This window comes from Xanthomonas sp. NCPPB 4467, from assembly GCF_041475665.2.
Lineage (GTDB): Bacteria > Pseudomonadota > Gammaproteobacteria > Xanthomonadales > Xanthomonadaceae > Xanthomonas > Xanthomonas dyei.
This window is the reverse complement of sequence record NZ_CM191260.1, coordinates 5,068,664-5,087,516: the sequence shown is the minus strand read 5'-3', so window position 1 is coordinate 5,087,516 and position 18,853 is coordinate 5,068,664. Positions and strand designations below refer to the sequence as shown.

At 64.8% G+C, this 18,853-nt stretch carries 6 protein-coding genes and 1 other RNA gene; 5 read left to right on the top strand and 2 right to left on the bottom strand.

From position 1 onward, the window contains the following. Nucleotides 1–184: 184 nt before the first annotated feature. Nucleotides 185–8,344 (top strand): XopAD/skwp family type III secretion system effector, encoded by an 8,160-nt coding sequence (gene xopAD / locus ACCQ06_RS22285; RefSeq protein WP_316689492.1) that lies wholly within the window; start codon nucleotides 185–187, stop codon nucleotides 8,342–8,344. A 416-nt stretch (nucleotides 8,345–8,760) separates the two neighbouring features. On the opposite strand, the gene ACCQ06_RS22280 is transcribed toward xopAD, so the two are convergent. After that, nucleotides 8,761–10,575: a GspE/PulE family protein gene (locus tag ACCQ06_RS22280; RefSeq protein WP_316689490.1), complete on the bottom strand. Its 1,815-nt coding sequence runs from the start codon at nucleotides 10,573–10,575 to the stop codon at nucleotides 8,761–8,763. Nucleotides 10,576–10,666: 91 nt separating this feature from the next. On the opposite strand from ACCQ06_RS22280, the gene glyQ reads away from it, so the two are divergent. The 4 genes from glyQ to ACCQ06_RS22260 all read left to right on the top strand — a co-directional run bounded on the left by glyQ (nucleotide 10,667) and on the right by ACCQ06_RS22260 (nucleotide 15,585). Next, complete coding sequence (glyQ, locus tag ACCQ06_RS22275) at nucleotides 10,667–11,575, top strand: glycine--tRNA ligase subunit alpha (RefSeq protein WP_055846691.1); 909 nt, start codon at nucleotides 10,667–10,669, stop codon at nucleotides 11,573–11,575. A gap of 183 nt (nucleotides 11,576–11,758) precedes the next feature. Beyond that, complete coding sequence (glyS, locus tag ACCQ06_RS22270; protein ID WP_316689487.1) at nucleotides 11,759–13,855, top strand: glycine--tRNA ligase subunit beta; 2,097 nt, start codon at nucleotides 11,759–11,761, stop codon at nucleotides 13,853–13,855. Next, nucleotides 13,855–15,447 (top strand): tetratricopeptide repeat-containing sulfotransferase family protein, encoded by a 1,593-nt coding sequence (locus ACCQ06_RS22265; protein ID WP_316689485.1) that lies wholly within the window; start codon nucleotides 13,855–13,857, stop codon nucleotides 15,445–15,447. The genes glyS and ACCQ06_RS22265 overlap by 1 nt, the downstream gene beginning before the upstream one ends. A 62-nt stretch (nucleotides 15,448–15,509) precedes the next feature. After that, nucleotides 15,510–15,585: non-coding RNA, sX9 sRNA (locus tag ACCQ06_RS22260), on the top strand. 386 nt (nucleotides 15,586–15,971) lie between these two features. Here ACCQ06_RS22260 and ACCQ06_RS22255 read toward each other — a convergent pair. Further along, nucleotides 15,972–18,671, bottom strand: a complete 2,700-nt coding sequence (locus tag ACCQ06_RS22255; RefSeq protein WP_228323766.1) for a TonB-dependent receptor plug domain-containing protein — start codon at nucleotides 18,669–18,671, stop codon at nucleotides 15,972–15,974. Between the last annotated feature and the right edge of the window lie 182 nt (nucleotides 18,672–18,853).

Here is an 18,853-nt window from a genome sequence, read left to right as displayed (position 1 = left end):
TAACCCTCAAACACTGTCCCTGACGGCCGCAGAGTACCCAGCCGTGCCGGCGTGCTGCATCCCAGACGTTCAATCCATGCAATGCATTGGGGGCCATTGGCCCAACTCGCAGCCGGCGTCGCACACGTCGTCGAGGCTTCGTATTGACGAAGCCGCTTGCGGCCGGATTGACTAAATTTCGGGCATGAAAACCTATGCCACCAACCCAAATGCGTTCCGCACACCCTTGTCTTCCGCTCATGAGGAACGGCCCGGGCCAGCGGAGGATCAGGCAACAGCCAGTACCAGGGGCAACCATTCACCACTTGGACGGCCGCCTAGCAAACGGCGACGGGTAGAGTCGGATGAACCTGGGGCGTCGATGCCAGACAGGAAGCCCTTGCCTGTGAATGAGCGAACCGGAGCTAGCGAAGGTGCATGGGACCGGCGCCTTGGGCAATCGGTCGCCCGCTCACACTGGCCCGATGACCCCACCGACCAGCACGGTATCGCACCCGATCGGCGCCTGGACAGAGTGCCCGCCGACGTCAGCGTCGCCTCGTCGCATCGCAGGCCACAACGACCAACGCATGATGGTTTGGAGGCGAGGGTCAATCTTCGATCGACCGATCAGCAGTCCGACCGGATCGCAGGAAAACGACCGCGCGAAGAGCAAGAACCCTATCGGCAGCCAAAGCGGCCCATCCATGGCGCGAGGTTGACGACGGCAGACCTTCGCATGGCCGAAAATCAGCTGGACTCGGCGGCAAAAAAACAGCTGCAGGTGCAGCGACAGCAGCAGCGGCGACAGTTGAGTGAGTCCAGGGGAATCGCTCGGAACCACAACGCTGGCCTGTGCGTGTCCATGGCAGATGACAACGCGCTGGCACGTCACATGCGTGACGGCATGGCTTTGCCGTTCCTGGAAGCGGAGATCGCCCCGCAAATCAACGCGCAGCGGCTAGATAAATATCTTCAGATGATTGCCCAGGCACGGCACGCCAGGGGGGGCGGCGCCATGCTCCGTGATCTCGATCGTTGCACCAAGCTCGCGGCGCAGTATCTCTGCGAGACCGAGTGGTTCAACGGTGCATCGCTGGCGCAGCTGGCGCATGTGAGCAACAAGCTGAGCAAGCACCCGAACCAGCCAGCGTGCATGGATGCAATCGGGTGGATCGCCGGACAGCTCAATCAGGCCGATGATCTGGTGGGGCTGAGTGGCTACCTGTCGGCGCTTCTCCTGAACGCCTTCGCAAAGAATATCGACAGCGGCAGGTGTGAACGCGCGGTGGCTCGCTTGGCACGTCACCTGCTGCGTGACGACCGAGTCCGGCAGTCTTTGAACGCGTGGGAAATTAGCCTGGCACTCAACACCTTCAGCAAGTGGTTCGATCATCCGGATTGCCAGGCCACGGCGCACCGGCTCGCCGCGCTTGTCGCCAGCGACAAACGCCTGCGCTCTGCAATGGATGCGCAGAGCGTGGCCAATACGCTCAACGCCCTGTGCAAATGGCCCGACAACACGGCCTGCGCGGCCGCCGCCAGCGCGCTGGCCGGGCGGCTGGCCGACGACGGCAAATTGCGCAAGGACCTCAAGCCGCAAGAAGTGGGCAATGCGCTCAATGCCCTGAGCAAATGGCCCGATAACACGGACTGTGCGGACGCTGTCAGTGCGCTGGCCGAGCGGCTGGCCGATGAGGGCAAATTATGCGAGTCCCTGGACCGGCAAGGCGTGGCCAATGCGCTCAATGCCCTGAGCAAATGGCCCGACAACGCGTTCTGTGCGGACGCTGTCAGTGCGCTGGCCGAGCGGCTGGCTGACGAGAGTAGGTTGCGCAACGACCTCAAGCCGCAAGAAGTGGCCAATACGCTCAACGCCCTGAGCAAATGGCCTGACACGCCGGACTGCAAGAATGCCGCCAACGCGCTGGCGACACGGCTGGCCGCCGAGAGCAGATTGCGCGACGACCTCAATGCGCAAGGCGTTGCCAATGTGCTCAATGCCCTGAGCAAATGGCCCGACAACGCGGTGGGTGCGGCCGCCGCCAGCGCGCTGGCCGCACGGCTGGCCGACGAAAGCAAGTTGCGCAAGGACCTCAAGCCCAAACACGTGGGCAATGCGCTCAATGCCCTGAGCAAGTGGCCCGACAATACGGACGGTGCGGCCGCTGTGAGTGCGCTGGCCGAGCGGCTCGCCGACGACGGCGCGTTGCGCAAGGCCCTGGACCCCATCGACGTATCCCAAGCGCTCAATGCCCTGAGCAAATGGCCCGACAATACGGCCTGTGCGGACGCTGTCAGTGCGCTGGCCGAGCGGCTGGCTGACGAGAGCGAGAGTAGGTTGCGCAACGACCTCAATGCGCAAGGCGTGCCCAATGGGCTCAACGCCCTGAGCAAATGGCCCGACATGCCGGACTGCAAGAATGCCGCCAACGCGCTGGCCGCACGGCTGGCCACCGAGAGCAAATTGCGCAAGGCCCTCGACCCGCAAGGCGTGGCCAATGTGCTCAATGCCCTGAGCAAATGGCCCGACAACGCGGTGTGTGCGGCCGCCGCCAGCGCGCTGGCCGCACGGCTGGCCGACGAAAGCAAATTGCGCAATGACCTCAAGCCGCAGGAAGTGGGCAATGCGCTCAATGCCCTGAGCAAATGGTCCGACAACACGGACTGTGCGGCCGCCGCCAGCGCGCTGGCTGCACGGCTGGCAGACGAGCGCAACTTGCGCAACGACCTCAATGCGCAAGGCGTGGCCACCGCGTTCAACGCCCTGAGCAAATGGCCCGACAACACGGACTGTGCGGCCGCTGTCAGTGCGCTGGCCGAGCGGCTGGCCGCCGATCCCGGGTTGCGCAAGGCCCTGGACCCCAACCACGTGACCCAAGCGCTCAATGCCCTGAGCAAATGGCCCGACAACGCGGTTTTTGCGGCCGTCGCCAGCGCGCTGGCCGCACGGCTGGCAGACGAGAGCAACTTGCGCAAGGACCTCAAGCCGCAAGAAATGGGCAATGCGCTCAATGCCCTGAGCAAATGGCCCGACAACACGGTCTGTGCGGCCGCTGTCAGTGCGCTGGCCGAGCGGCTGGCCGCCGATCCCGGGTTGCGCAAGGACCTGGACCCCATCGACGTGACCCAAGCGCTCAATGCGCTGAGCAAATGGCCCGACAACGCGGTCTGTGCGGCCGCTGTCAGTGCGCTGGCCGAGCGGCTGGCCGCCGATCCCGGATTGCGCAAGGCCCTGGACCCCATCCACGTGACCCGAGCGCTCAATGCCCTGAGCAAATGGCCCGACAACACGGTCTGTGCGGCCACCGCCAGCGCGCTGGCCGGGCGGCTGGCCGCCGAGAGCAGCTTGCGCAACGACCTCGGTACGAAAGGCGTGGCCACCGCGCTCAACGCCTTGTGCAAATGGCCCGACAACACGGCCTGTGCGGCCGCCGCCAGCGCGCTGGCCGAGCGGCTTGCCGACGACGGCGCGTTGCGCAAGGCCCTGGACCCCATCGACATGTCCCAAGCGCTCAATGCCCTGAGCAAATGGCCCGACAACACGGTGTGTGCGGCCGCCGCCAGCGCGCTGGCCGCACGGCTGGCCGACGACGGCGCGTTGCGCAAGGCCCTGGACCCGCAAGGCGTGGCCGTTGCGCTCAACGCCTTGAGCAAATGGCCCGACGCGCCGGCCTGCGAGGCGGCCATCGACCTGTTGGCTGCGAGGCTGGCTGAGGACCACAAGCTGCGACACCTGTTGGAAGCGCAAGACGTGGCCATGGCGCTCAATGCGATGAGCAGATCTTTCGCAAGGCCGGCGTGTCAATCGGCGGGGGGACTGCTCGCCGAGCGCGCAGGCTCGGCCGATCTGCCCTGGCAGCAGTTCGAGATGCGTGGGATCTCCATGGTGGCGAACACGATGTCCCGCCTGCTGCACCTGGACGATGAGCAGTTCCAGACCTTGGGTGTCGCCAAGCTGCAGTCCATGGCTGGGCACCTGGACCTGCACCGCGATCGTTTTGCGTCTGCCTCGGCCACGGAGATTGGGGTGATCTTCAAGGCCCTCGCATCGGCGCGGCTTCAAGCCCAGATGCGTCCGCTGGGACAGCCAGCGCTGGCGCGGGTGTCGCGCCTGGTCGGGGATGATGGATTACGCCAGACCAGCCTTGAGGGGATCGGCAGCCTCTGCATGGGACTGTTGCCGCTTATCCGCAGTCCTGACTTGGCCCCCCGTCATCGGGGCCAGGCATTGCGCCTGTTCAACACGTTGCAACCCATCGCCGCGCGCAAGATCGACCTGTACCTGAGCGGCGGTGGCGGGCGGTCGTCTGCCGACATCGAACAGCACGCAACGCGCTGCCCGGCGCTGACCTTCTACCAGGTGCTTAAGGCCTACGCGGTGGTGAGCCGGCAATGGAAAGCGCGCAACGTTGAAGGCTCGCGCAACGACCTACGCGAGCGCCGCGAACAACTGGCGAACTGGGTGGATCTGACGCTGGAGCGGACCCGCAAGGCGATTGAGGCGGACCTCGGCGAGATGAGCTGGAACCTGATCGCGCAGATCGAAGCCGGCGACCAGGCGTTCGACGCCCTGGACCTGCGCATGGCGAAGGAAGCGCCGATGATTACCCAGGCCCATCCACCGACCCGCTTTGACCTGGACAGTGGGCGCCTGAGTATGTGCTCGGTTCCTGGCCAGCCGGTTGTGCCGGCCACCGGCCACGGCAGCACGACGCATGTCGTGGTCGATCTGCTGGGTAGGGAAATCTCGAATAACCAGACCGAAGCGGACAAGCCGTACTCGCTGTTTGCGCGTCTGACCGGCCTGCCGCTGGTGGAGGTGCAGCTGCCCGGGGAGATTTCGACATTCATGCTCGCGCGGACGTTCAACTACAACGGTGAGCCCTGGCGCTTCGACATGTTCGGCGGCAGCCGCGCCGCGCGCAGCAAATCGGGCAGCAGCAGCCTCGTGCTGTCTCGCGGACCAGAGATGGCATCGATGCTGCCGGCGTTCCGCTATTCCGACACCGCTCCGGGCAGCAGCCTGATGCAGCTGGCTGCCAAGCTCGCTCCGCAACGCGAGGACTGGTCGCGCATGCAGCGATCACTGTTGGAGATGGTACCGAGTGACCATGTCGTGGAGGGCACCCTGCGCCTGGGAATGTTCGATGACGTCGACGGACCTGCGCATCCGTTCAAGCCGTTGGCAGCGGATGGAACTGCCTTGGCGTTGTGCCCCAACGATGGCTGCGGCTTTCTGAAATTGGAGGTGGCCTTGCGCATCCCCGCCTTCCGCAAGCATTACGAGGCTTGGCACGCCGTGCAGGCGAACCAGGCCAGCCAAGAGCAGCGCGATCTGGTTGCCAAGGACAAGGGCCCTTCGCTGATGCCAGCGCAGGCGCTGCAGCACTACCCGCGCGACGAGGCGGCGCTGGAAGAAGCGCACGAGGCGATGCATCGCCAGCTCGAGGCGCTTCAGCCCGTAGCGGGTGAAGCCCTGGCGCTGTACAGGCTTGCCGTCGGCGGCGGCTACCAGGGCCAGAGGGTCCGGGCGGTGCCCTCCGCCGACGACAACGTGCATCTGCCGCGGCAGCGCAGCCAGGCCTTCGACGCTGCAGGCGGCCCCTTGCTGCTCGGCAAGCCACCCTACGACAAGGAGAATCTGCTGCCGGTCCCGGAGGACCGCGTCGCGACCGCGGCCAAGGGCGACGCCACCGCCGAGTTCCTCTCGCAGTCCTTCGGCATCCAATACAGCTACACCGGGTTCGACGATTGCTCCGGCGTTGATGCCCAGATGCTGCACAGCAAGGGCATGCTGGTCGTCGTTCCCGAGAACAATTGGCCCGTCGATTTTGCCGACACGGACCTGGTCTGCTCCAAGGAAGATCTGAAGACGCTGTCGCGCTGGACGAACGGCCGCGACCGTAGTGCCTTGCCGCGCGACATGCTCAGCACCGGCAGCCTGCGGCTCAAGGACATTGTGGAGCCTGGGCGTCTGGGCGCACTGCCGATTGCCGAATTGCGCAAACGCAACATGGACACCGACGGGGACGACGCCTTCGTTTACGCAGGCTATCCCAAGCTGGCCGCGCTGATTTCGCGTGTGATGGTTGATCGCGAGCGCAGGCGCGGTCGGCAACAGTCCTTCAAGCCGCCGAAGACGGCAACCCCGGCCATCGACCCGGTCAGCGGCCACTACCAGGCCGGACGGCTGTCGGAGATCATGTCCCTCAAGCGCGGTCAGCAAATCACCTCTGCGGCCGCCACCCTGGCCGCGCGCTTCATGGCGCAACCGGACGACCTGCGCGAAGCGCTTGCACGCAACATGATGTTCGGCACCTACGATGGCATCGAGCGCGAGTTGCGCACCGGTTTGCGCGAGCTGCTCGAAGGGGAGGCCCGCGATCCCCTGGTTTTGGCGCAGCTGCGCGTCCAGGCGCGCGAGGCGATCGAACGTGCCCACCTGCCCGAGGCGCGCGAAGCTGCCGAGTTGCTGCACACGCAGCTGCTTGCGCTTGAGCCGGGCTCGGCTGCCATCAGCGCCGCGCCGCGTCTGCCCGACGCACTGGCTGAGGCGTTTCCAAGCCTTGCCAAGGCCTATGACGCCGCGTCCGATGTAGAAGCACGCATCCACGCCATCCTTGACAACTATCCGGCGTGCCGGTTGTCGCACGCGCAGTTCCCGGACGGGCAACCAGGGTTCATCCCCGGCGAGCCGGAACTGACGATGCGCAACCTGTTCACCATCGCGATCAAGGTCGGCACCGATGCGCTGAAGTCCGACACCGGCACGGCGCTGTTCGGCAAGATCGTGGACGCGTGCGAACGCTCCGAACGGGGATTCGCCGAGCGGGTCCGCATCGTGCCGTACAGCAAGGCGACCGCCCGGGCAATGCAGGAGGGGCGCTTCGATCCCGAACAGACCAAGGGACTTCTGCAGCGCATGCCGTCGATGGCCGCTGGCGTCATGGAAGACGCGCTTCACGCGCTCCAGCAGGCACGCCTGATCGACCCGCCGCAGCCGCCAGCGGCGCGTCTGCGCGCCGTCCAGCCAGAGGACATTGCGTCTGAGGCGCAGGCCTTGCTGACGCGTGCGCGCCGGATGGAACCCCAGGTCACCGACATGCTGCGGGGCGTTGCCGAGCGCCATGGTGGGCAACTGGCCGGAACACAGCATCAACTGAAGTCGCTCGGCTCGTTGAAGGAAAAGCTTACGCAGCGGATGGCGTTGAAAAAGCAGACGCTGGAAGAAGCGGCAGCCGGCGTCAACGATGCGCTGCGCTACAGCGTGGTCCTGGAACCGCAGGACTTTACCGCCGGTCTGCGCGCTGTGCTGGCCGCACTGGACGATCGCGGGCATGCACGTATCAGGCTGACCAATCAATTCACCCGGCACCTGGCACCCTTCAAGGCAATCAATGTCACGCTGCGAAGCCCGGAAGGTGCGCTGTGGGAGATCCAGTTCCACACGCCGGAGACCTTCGGGCTCAAGGAGCAATTCCACGATCTTTACAAGCACGCACATGCGTTGGCGCTTGGCGGCGCTTCGCGGGCCGAGCAGCGAAAGCTGCAGACGCCTGCGCTGGAGGCATTCGATCGCGTCGCGTCGCCGCCAGAGTGCGAGGAGATCGACGAGTGGCACGAAGAGACCGTCCCGGCGTTGGCAAGCACCCCCCCGACGCTCGACTCCAGGCGCAATCCAGTCAGTGCAGACACCTCGCCTGCATACACCGTGTTCAACATCGCAACAAGCAAGCACGAGGCGCTGACGCCGGTGTTCGACACGCTGGCCGAGGACCTCGGCCTGCAGCTTTGGGGGAACGTGCGCTACAACGCTGCAGACGACCGGATCGAGCAGGTGCAACACGCCCCGTTCCAGAAATCGGTCGTATCGATCAAGGACAAGATTCGGCGCCATCTGCGAGCCGGCATGACAGCAGAACAGGCCAATCAGAGCGTGGGCGATGCGCTGCGTTATGCGCTTGAGTTGCCTTCCGAAGATTTCGTGGCGAAGGTGTTGGCCGCAAATGACGCGCTGCACCGGCAAGGGATGAGGTGTGTAACGCTGAAAAACTACTTTGTCTCAGGAGACGGTACCTACAGGGGCATCAATGCCGGCTTCACCGATGCCGAGGGCTATGCGTTTGAAGTGCAGTTCCATACTGCCGAGAGCTTCAAAGCCAAGGCGCAAACGCACGTGCTGTACAAACGGATGCAGTTGGCACAGACCAGACTTGACAGGGAGAAGCAAAAACCTCAACCCGACCCTGTCAGGCAGGCGAGCCTGACGCAGGAGATCGCAGGGCACAAAAAGACGATGCACGAGATGACGACCAACGTACGCAAGCCTGCCGGTGTCGAGAGTCTGGGTGGTCGCACATGAGGCTCCATCAACGGTCCTGAACTTCGGGAGCTTCGATTCTTGACACGATCGCGCTGCGCGCCAGACAGAAGCTTGTACCGCAAGCGCATGGGCGCGGTGTTCCAGTGCTGCGGGAACATCGTGGCGCGTGCGGCTCGCAGTCCGAAAACGGCGTGGAAGCCGGATGCCTCTGGGCGTACGCGCTCACCGACAACACGTTGGCGGCCGCTTCAATGGATGGCGACGAGACGAGCGACTGAAGTGCCGGAGCGAAGCTGAGGGATCGGCAAGATCCCTCGCTCTCCGCCAAAGCGTTTTTCACCACTCCCTGCCCGCCCTCGATGCCTCGCGGCGTCGAGGGCCTTCCTACGGATCATGCCCGCGCGTGCCGGCCGCAAAACGCGCAAGCGGCGTGCTCAGCAGGGCTGAGGACTTGCCTATTCCCGCGGCGGCAGCACCGAGAGCACTTCTTCGATGGTGGTCAGCCCGGCGGCGACCTTTTCCAGGCCGGTGCGGCGCAGGGTGCGCAGGCCGTCGCCGCGGGCGGCCTGGCTGAAGCTGGCCAGATCGGTGTCGGCGCGGATCAGGCTGCGCAAACGCGGGCTCACCGGCAGCAATTCGTACAGGCCCACGCGGCCCAGATAGCCGGTGCGGCGGCATTCCAGGCAGCCGACCGGGGCGTGCACATTGAGCGTCTCCGGCAGCGCTTCGCCCGGTTCGCGGATCGCCGCCCAGTCGTCCTCGCTGAGCGTGTGCGGGCGCTTGCAGTGCACGCACAGCGTGCGCACCAGGCGCTGTGCCAGCACACCGTTGAGCGTGGAGGCAACCAGGTAATGCGGCACGCCCAGATCCAGCAAACGGGTGATCGCCGACGCCGCATCGTTGGTGTGCAGCGTGGACAGCACCAGATGCCCGGTGAGCGAGGCCTGCACCGCCATCTGCGCGGTTTCCAGGTCGCGGATTTCGCCGATCATGATGATGTCCGGGTCCTGCCGCAGCAGCGTGCGCACGCCGCTGGCGAAATCCAGGTCGATGTTCTGCTGGACCTGCATCTGGTTGAATTCCGGCGCGATCATTTCGATCGGGTCTTCCACGCTGCACACATTCACATCCGGCGTGGCCAGGCGCTTGAGCGTGGAATACAGCGTGGTGGTCTTGCCCGAACCGGTGGGGCCGGTGACCAGCACGATGCCGTGCGGGCGCTCGACCAGCGCGCTCCAGCCGGCGGCTTCTTCGGGGCTGAAACCCAGTTGCTCGATGCTCTTGAACGCCGAATCCGGGTCGAAGATACGCATCACGCACTTTTCGCCGAACGCGGTGGGCATCGTGGACAGGCGCATTTCCACCTCGCGCCCACCCGGCGAGCGGGTCTTGATACGGCCGTCCTGCGGGCGGCGGCGCTCGGCCAGGTCCATGCGGCCGAGCACCTTGATGCGGCTGACCACCGCGGTCATCACCGACGGCGGTACTTCCAGCACCTTGTGCAGCACGCCGTCGATGCGGAAGCGCATGCGCCCGGCTTCGCGGCGCGGCTCCAGATGGATGTCGCTGGCCCGCTGCTCGTAGGCGTATTGCAGCAGCCAATCGACGATATGCACGATGTGGTGATCGTCGGCATTGACGTCGCCGGCGCGGCCCAGTTCCACCAGTTGTTCGAAGCTGGGCAGGCCCGCTCCCGGCTCGGCACTGCGCGCATCGCCACGCGCGCCACGCACCGATTGGGTCACGCCGAAGAACTCCATCGTGTAGCGATGCAGGTCCAGCGGGTTGATCAGCGCCAGCTCGATGCGGCGGCGGCTCAAGTGCTGCACGTCGGCCAGCCACTCCAGCGCCAGCGGCTCGCTGGTGGCGATCAGCACGCGCTCGGCATCCAGTGCCAGCGGCAGGATGCGGTGGCGGCGCGCGTAGGCATGCGAGACCACGCCGGTGACGGCGGCGACATCGATGCGGGTGGGGTCGATACGCAGATAGCGCAGCCCGGTGCGGGTGGCCAGCCATTCGGTGAGCCGCTCCAGGCCAAGCTCGCCGGCCGGCGCCTGTGCGGCATGCAGCTTGAGGTTGGCCAGCAGCACCAGCGGATGCACTTCGCTGGCGTTGCGTACGCCGGCGGCGGAGAACTGCACGCGTTCGTGTTCGTGCGGTACCACCATGCCGTCCGACAGCAGGGCGGCGGCCACCGGGTCGAACATCAGCCGGCCGCGCGGCAGGATCGTCGCTGCGCTGTCCGGGTCGGCGTTGCGCCGCTGTTCCATGCTGGTGGTTCCCCTGCCGCGATGCTCCCGCGGCAAAGCGCCGCGGGTGGGCCGGTATACTAGCGCACCCCTTTCGCACGGCCCTTGCTGCATGTCCGATTCCCGCCGCGTTCCAATCACGTTCCAGGGTCTGATCCAGACCCTCAACCAGTACTGGGCCGATCAGGGCTGCGTGCTGATTCAGCCGCTGGACCTGGAAGTGGGTGCGGGCACGTTCCACCCGGCCACCTTCCTGCGCGCACTGGGCCCGGAGCCGTGGAATGCCGCCTATGTGCAGCCCTCGCGCCGTCCCACCGACGGCCGGTACGGCGAAAATCCCAACCGTCTGCAGCGCTACTACCAGTACCAGGTGGCGATGAAGCCCAACCCGGACAACATCCAGGACCTGTACCTGGGCTCGCTCAAGGCGCTGGGTATCGACCCGCTGGTACACGACCTGCGCTTTGTCGAAGACAACTGGGAATCGCCCACGCTCGGTGCCTGGGGCCTGGGCTGGGAAGTCTGGCTCAACGGCATGGAGGTGACCCAGTTCACCTACTTCCAGCAGGCCGGCGGGCTGGAGTGCAAGCCGGTGCTGGGTGAGATCACCTACGGCCTGGAACGGCTGTGCATGTATCTGCAGAGCTGCGACAACGTCTACGACCTGGTGTGGACTTACGGCCCGGACGGCAGCCCGGTGAGCTACGGCGATGTCTACCACCAGAACGAAGTGGAGCAGAGCGCCTACAACTTCGAGCATGCCAATGTGGAAGAGCTGTTCCACCGCTTCGATGCCTGCGAAGCCGAGGCCAAGCATCTGATCGAGGTCGGCCTGCCGCTGCCGGCGTATGAGCAGGTGACCAAGGCCAGCCACGCGTTCAACCTGCTGGATGCGCGCCGCGCGATCAGCGTGACCGAGCGCCAGCGCTACATCCTGCGCGTGCGCGCGCTGGCCCAGGGCGTGGCGCAGGCGTATCACGCGCAGCGCGAGAAGCTGGGGTTTCCTGGCGTCAAACGCTGATGCTGTTGCCTTCCCCCGCTGGCGGGGGAAGGTGCCCGTAGGGCGGATGGGGGCAGCATGCCGTCGCCGCCGCGCAACCCTCATCCGGCGCATCGCGCCACCTTCTCCCGCTTGCGGGAGAAGGACATCATCAAGCCACCTTTCGTCGGTTGACGAACGAAGGGAAAACCAAGGTCCGACGCAATGACTCAGATGCACCCCCTGCTGATCGAACTGGGCACCGAAGAGCTGCCGGTCAAGGCGCTGCCGGGCTTGGCGCAGTCGTTCTTCGATGGCGTGCTGGCCGGGCTGGAAAAGCGCGGCATCGCTCTCACCCGTGGCGATGCCAAGCCGCTGTCCACCCCGCGCCGTCTGGCGGTGCTGCTGCCGGGCGTGGCCACCGAACAGCCGGAACAGCGCTCCGAAGTGCTGGGGCCGTATCTCAACATCGCGCTGGATGCCGACGGCAACCCGACCAAGGCACTGGCCGGTTTTGCCGCAAAGGCCGGCATCGACTGGACCGCGCTGGAGCGCACCAGCGACGCCAAGGGCGAGCGCTTTGTGCATCGTGCAGTAACGCCGGGTGCGCGCACCGCCGCGCTGTTGCCGGAGATCCTGCGCGAAGCGATTGCCGCCATGCCCATCCCCAAGCCGATGCGTTGGGGCGCGCATGCCTATGCCTTCGCGCGGCCGGTGCAGTGGCTGGTGCTGCTGTTCGGCACTGAGGTCATCCCGGCCGAACTGTTGGGCGTGCGGGGCGACCGCATCACCCGCGGCCATCGTTTCATGCACGAAGGGCAGGTGTCGTTGTCCGCGCCTGGCGACTACATCGACGCGCTGCGCAGCGCGCATGTGCTGGTGGATGCCGACGCACGCCGTACGCGGATCGTCGAAGAAGTCGAAGCGGCCGCCAAGCAGGCCGGCGGCCACGCGCGCATCAGCGACGACAACCTGGAGCAGGTGGTCAATCTGGTCGAATGGCCGTCGGCGGTGTTGTGTAGCTTCGAGCGCGATTTCCTGGCGGTGCCGCAGGAAGCGCTGATCGAAACCATGGAGATCAATCAGAAATTCTTCCCGGTGCTGGATGACGGCGGCAAGTTGACCGAGCAGTTCATCGGCATTGCCAACATCGTCTCCAGGGACGTGGCCGAAGTGGCCAAGGGCTACGAGCGGGTGATCCGTCCACGGTTTGCCGATGCCAAGTTCTTCTTCGACGAAGACCTCAAGCAAGGGCTGGAAGCGATGGGCGCAGGCCTGGCCGGTGTGACCTATCAGGCCAAGCTGGGCAATGTTGCCGAGAAGGTGGAGCATGTTGCCAAATTGGCTGAAATGATCGCCCCGCAGGTCGGCGCCGACCCAGTGCAGGCACGCCGCGCTGCGGAGTTGGCCAAGAACGATCTGCAATCGCGCATGGTCAACGAATTCCCGGAACTGCAGGGCATTGCCGGGCGCCATTACGCAAAAGCCGCTGGCGAGCCGAGCGAGATTTCGCTGGCCATCGACGAGGCCTACCAGCCGCGTTTTGCCGGCGACGACATCGCGCTGTCGCCGCTGGGCAAGGTGCTGGCGATTGCCGAGCGTCTGGATACCTTGGCTGGTGGCTTTGCAGCCGGGCTGAAGCCGACCGGCAACAAGGACCCGTTTGCGCTGCGGCGTAATGCGTTGGGCTTGGCGCGGACGGTGATTGAGAGCGGGTTTGATCTGAATTTGCCCAAGTTGATCGATGCGGCCATGGAGCTATTGCCAGAAGCAGTGAAGCCGCATGCTGATCGGAATACTGAAACTGCACGATTGGACCTTTACGACTTCATCATCGACCGTTTGAAGGGTTACTACGCCGACAAAGGCGTCCCCGCCACCCACTTCAACGCCGTAGCAGAACTTCGACCCGCCTCCCTCTACGACTTCGACCGCCGCATCGATGCCATTGGTATCTTCGCCACGTTGCCCGAGGCCGAAGCGCTGGCTGCGGCCAACAAGCGCATCCGCAACATCCTGCGCAAGGTCGACGGCGAAATCCCCGGCGACATCGACACCACGCTGCTGCGCGAACCGGCCGAAGAAGCGCTGGCCGAAGCGGTGGAAGCGGCCATCGGCGACACCGGCGATGCGCTGCACCGCCACGACTACGTTGCCGTGCTGGCTCGGCTGGCCCGCCTGCGCCCGCAGGTGGACGCGTTCTTCGACGGCGTGATGGTCAATGCCGAAGACCCGCAGCTGCGTGCCAACCGCCTGGCGCTGCTGAAAAAGCTCGGCGACCGCCTCGGCAGCGTTGCCGCCATCGAGCATCTGTCCAGCTGATGTCCACCGCTGCCGGCGCGATGCAGTGGCAACGTGCCCAGGACGCGCTGGCCCGCCGCGACATGGCCGCCGCGGCGGCGGCGTTGCAGGCGGTGTTGGCGGTGGAGCCGACGCATGTGTCGGCCCGGGTGCTGTTGGCCGGCACCGTGCTGGCGAGCGGCAAGATGCGCGAGGCAGTCACGCAGCTGCGCTTGGCCGCGCGCGATGTGGGCGACGATGTAACGCTGCGTTGCCGTGTGGCGCAAGCGCTGCTGCGCGTTGGCGAACATCGGCCGTTGCATGCGCTGCTGCGGCATCCATCGGTGCTGCAGTGTGGCGACGGCGCGACGCTGGCCTTGCTGGCGCATGTGCATCAATCGCTGGGCGAACATCCCGAGGCGCTGGCGATGATGCAGCGCGCGCAGGCACGCGGATTCGATGGCGCGGATTTCCGCTTTTTCCTTGCCGTGCAATTGCAGTTCAACGGGCAGCTGGATGCGGCAGCGCAGGCGCTGGAGCAGACCTTGGCGCAGCAGCCCGGCTACGGCCGTGCGGCGCTGACGCGTGCACGCTTGCGCCGCCAGAGCGCGAGCGATAACCATGTCGCTGCACTGCGCCAGCAGTTGCAGCGCGCTGCAACCGGCAGCGAAGACCGCGCCGGGCTGGCGTTCGCGCTGTACAAGGAGCTGGAAGATCTGGGCGAGACCGATGCCGCCTGGGAGGCGCTTCAGCATGGCAATGCAGTCATGCATGCGCGCTTGCGCCACGATGCCGACGCCGAGGCATCGCTGTATGCGCAGTTGGGCGCCTTGGCCGATCAAGGCGTGTTTGCGGCCCAGCCGGCTGATGCTGCACACGGCCCGCAACCCATCTTCGTGCTCGGCCTGCCACGTTCGGGCACCACGGTGCTCGAACGCATGCTGGGTAACCATTCGCAGATTGTCTCTGCGGGCGAGCTGAGCGACTTCGGCCATCAGTTGCGCTGGGGCGCGGACCAGGCCGGGCGCAGCCTGCTGGATGCGGGCCTGTTGCAGGCGCTGCCCACGCTGGACTACGCGCAGGTCGGGCAGCGCTATCTGGAGCAGACGCAGTGGCGCGCGGGGGCGGCGCGCTGGTATATCGACAAATTGCCTGCCAATGCAGTGGCGATCGGGCCGATCGCACGGGCGTTGCCGGGCGCACTGATCGTGCACCTGGTGCGCGAGCCGATGGCGGTGTGCTTTTCCAACTATCGCGCGCTGTTCGGCGATTCCTATGCCTACAGCTACGACCTGCAGACACTGGCGCGTCATTACCAGGCGTATCACGGTTTGATGGCGCAGTGGCGCGCTGCGCTCCCGGGCCGGGTGATCGATGTGGACTATGCGCAGATGGTGCGCGATCCGTCGGCGGTGCTGGAGCAGTTGATGACGCGCTGTGGGTTGGCGATAGAGCCAGGGCAGATCGATATCACGCGCAATGCCGCAGCGTCGGCGACGCTGAGCAGCGTGCAGGTACGCGAAGGTGTGCATGCGCGCAATGTGGAAGCGTGGCGCCGCTATGCAACGCAGCTGGAGCCGCTGAGGCAGGCTTTGTTGCAGATGGGCATGATCGAAACAGACGCCACGCTCTAAGAGCGGCTAACAAAAGGACTGTGCTCACCGCCAGGCGGGCGCTATCGGTGCTCGGAATCGGCATGTAGCACTCGTACACTCCGGTTCCTCCGCGCCGTCCATATATACCTGACGACTGCTCGCTACGTTTTGTTAGCCGCTCCAAGCCAGCTGACAAACGCGTGCGCTCATGGCCAGGTAGATGCGGCCTGCTGTTTGATCCCATCAGTACACCGTCATGTCGACAAGTGCGATGTCCTCACGGCTTGCAGGACCGGGTGGCACGATGGATGCGGCGCAAGAACCTGGAGGGATGGAGGCAGGGCGTGTCGTGCAAGCGGTGAGGGCAGCGCGCCCTCATCCCAGGTGTCTGGAAACATGTCTGCCAAGGCGAGTGCGACCAGACCTGGCCTCCATCGAGACAGCGTTCAAGTGATGTTGGTCGCTGCTCCAAGTCCAATCCAGGCGCATCCGCTTTGGCGGAGATGCCTCAAAAAAAGACCGGCAGTCATGATGACTGCCGGCCGTTGGTCATAACCGATGACTCACTGCGCGCCGAAGCGCCAGTTCAATTCCAGCATGTACGAACGGCCGTAGCCGGTGTAGTTGAAGATGTTGTAGTACGGGTAGTCGGTGTAGGTGCGATCACGCGGTGGGCGGGTGTCGGCGAGATTGTTGACGGTGGCCGTCAGCGAGATGTCGTCGTTGATCGCATAGTCCAGTGTTGCATTGAGCGTGGTCCATGCCCCGACCTTGCGTGCGCCTTCCACCGCATAGCCATCGGTACTCTGCTGCGCGAGGAGGTTGGGGGTACGGCCGTAGCGCTGGCCGAACAAGGTGGTGGTCCACGCATCCTTTTGCCAGGTGATCGAGGCATTGGTGATGCTGCGGAACTCGGAAGAGAAGAACGGCTCGCTCAGCAGGTCGCGCACCGGGTCTTGCGGGAACTGCTGGCTTTCGTGCTTGAGCGTCAGGTTGTATTGCGCGTCGAACACAAACAGGCCCCAGGAGTCGGTGGCCAGGTTGTAGGTCGCCTTGGTCAGCACGCCGGAGATTTCCTCGGTGGAAATATTGACCGGGTTGATGCGGATGTTGCTCAGGCGATTGGGTACCTGCGCATCGGCGGCGGTGCGGTCGATGCGCGACAGCGCGTCCACGCAGGTCGGCGAATTGATGTCCAGAGCGCCGAGCCGGCAGGCCGATTCGTTTTGCAGCAATGCATCGGTGCTCAGGTCGCTGACCTTGTCCTCGATCTTGATGTTGTAGTAATCGGCATTGACGCTGAAGCGTGCGCTCGGCGACCACACCACGCCGGCGCCCCAGGATTTTGCGGTGATCGACTTCAGATCGGCATTGCCGGACCGACGGCCCTGGATGGTGGTGCCGGCATAGGTGCAGTCGGCGATCGGCACGCCGGGTTCTTCGACCGCGCAGCGGTAGTAGTCGTTGACGCCCTGGAAGAAGCCGCTATCGCCAGCGAACGAGAACGCCATGTCCGGTGCCTTGAACGCAGTGGCGTAGTTGCCGCGGAACAGCAGCGAATCGATCGGGCGGAATTCCAGTGCGGCCTTGTAGGTGAACTTGGAATCGCCACCGCCGCCCTGGTTCTTGTAGTCGTCGTAGCGGCCGGACAGATTGGCAGTCAAGGTGCTCAGGATCGGCACCCGCATTTCGAAGGCCGCCGCCCAGTTCTCGCGCTTGCCGCTGCCCTGGGTGCCGGTCAGCTGGTAGAAGTCGCCGGCAATCACACGCGGGTCGGTCGGATTGGTCCAGTACTGATTACCGGCCTGCAACACCCCGGCAACGCCGACCGCACCGGCCGGCAGGTTGAACAACTCGGTGTTGGTCAGCTGCAGGTTGACGTTCTGGGTCCAGGTCCTGGACTTGGTGCGGATTTCATCGTTGAAGCTGCGGTACTGCGCCGGCGTCAACGCGCGGTAGAAGTTGGCATCGTTGGGCGAATAGATCGGGTAGCCGTAGTACTCGCCCTGCGGCGCGCCGAGGAACTGTTCGCGGAAGAAATCTTCGATGCGGTCGGCCAGCGGCCACTGCTGACGGCTTTCGATGCGATATTCCGAGCGTGCGTAGTACGCATCGTAGGTCCAGTTGCTGGCACCCAGGCCGCCTTTCAGACCGAGCGCGATGTTGTAGGAGTCGGCAGTCTGGCGGTCGTTGTTGAAATTGTTGTTGCCGGTTTCTTCCGGTGCAAAAACGCGTTGATAGCTTTCGAGCTGCTGGCTGTCCCCGTTGTAGAAAAAGCCACCGGTGTCCGACGAGGTCTGCCAGAAGCGGGGTCCGCTATTGACCTCGACCTTGGTGCGATTGAGCAACACGGTCGAGTACAGCTCGGTGTTGTCGTTGAACGCGTAGCTCAGGTTGGCATAGCCGCTGGCGCTGCGTTCCTTGTTGAGGATGCTGGCATAGCCCGGCTCGGTACGGCTGCTGCAGAAGTTGCCGCGGTTGGCGCGGTTGTCGTATTGCACCGACCCATTGAACAGCGCCCCCAACGCCGCGCAGTTGTCTGCGCCGGGGTCGACATAGGTGGCCGGGGGGCCGGCGACGTTATGCAGCGCGATGCGCGAACCGTAGCGCAGGGTCGGGTCCGGATTGTCGTCGGTGGAATCGAAGTCGCGGCGCTGATAGCCGTAGATCGGATCCTGATTGTTGAGCTGCAGGCCCCATACGATGTTGGCGCCGCCGATCTCGTTGCCGCCGGTGAGCTGAAAGCGCTGGTTGTTGCCGCCACCGCCGTCGTAGGTGCCCATGCGATAATTCATCTGCACGCCGTCCATGCGCTTTTTCAGGATGATGTTGACCACACCGGCGATGGCGCTGGAGCCGTAGATCGAGGACTGGTTACCGGGCGCTACGTCGATGCGCTCGACCATGCCCACCGGCACGCTGGCCAGATCGACGAAGTTGCTCTGGCCGTTGTAGAGCAACGGGTAGTCGGCCATCGGCCGGCCATCGATCAGCACCAGGGTGAAGCCGGGATCCAGGCCGAGCAGGCTCAGCGATTTGGCACCCGCGGTGAAGCCGTTGCTGAACTGGCTATCCTGGACCGCGCCAGTGGCCATCGGTTGCGAGCGCAGCACGTCGTAGACGTCCTTGAAGCCGCGGCGCTGGATGTCCTGGGCGGTGATCGAGAACACCGGGGTTGCGGTTTCGACCTGGGAACGGGGGATCAACGACCCTGTCACCGTCACCTTGTCCAGTTGAGTCACTTCACCTTGCTGCTGTGCCAGTGCAAGCGATGGCATGGTCAGGGCGGTGCACACGGCGGTAACTAGCAAATGACGTTTCATGAAACGAACCTCTCTCTCCAAAGGTCTAGACGGGCGCGCGGCAATCGGGGGGCCGTACGCGATGGGTGCCAACGAAACGTTAACAACGTGCCGACTGTACCGAGTTCCATTGGGTGCCGTAT

What these genes read in the sequence shown, in the direction of transcription:
- ACCQ06_RS22280 (WP_316689490.1), bottom strand. Translation starts at nt 10,575, where the DNA reads ATGGAACAGCGGCGCAACGCCGACCCGGACAGCGCAGCGACGATCCTG.
- xopAD (WP_316689492.1), top strand. Translation starts at nt 185, where the DNA reads ATGAAAACCTATGCCACCAACCCAAATGCGTTCCGCACACCCTTGTCT.
- glyS (WP_316689487.1), top strand. Translation starts at nt 11,759, where the DNA reads ATGACTCAGATGCACCCCCTGCTGATCGAACTGGGCACCGAAGAGCTG.
- glyQ (WP_055846691.1), top strand. Translation starts at nt 10,667, where the DNA reads ATGTCCGATTCCCGCCGCGTTCCAATCACGTTCCAGGGTCTGATCCAG.
- ACCQ06_RS22265 (WP_316689485.1), top strand. Translation starts at nt 13,855, where the DNA reads ATGTCCACCGCTGCCGGCGCGATGCAGTGGCAACGTGCCCAGGACGCG.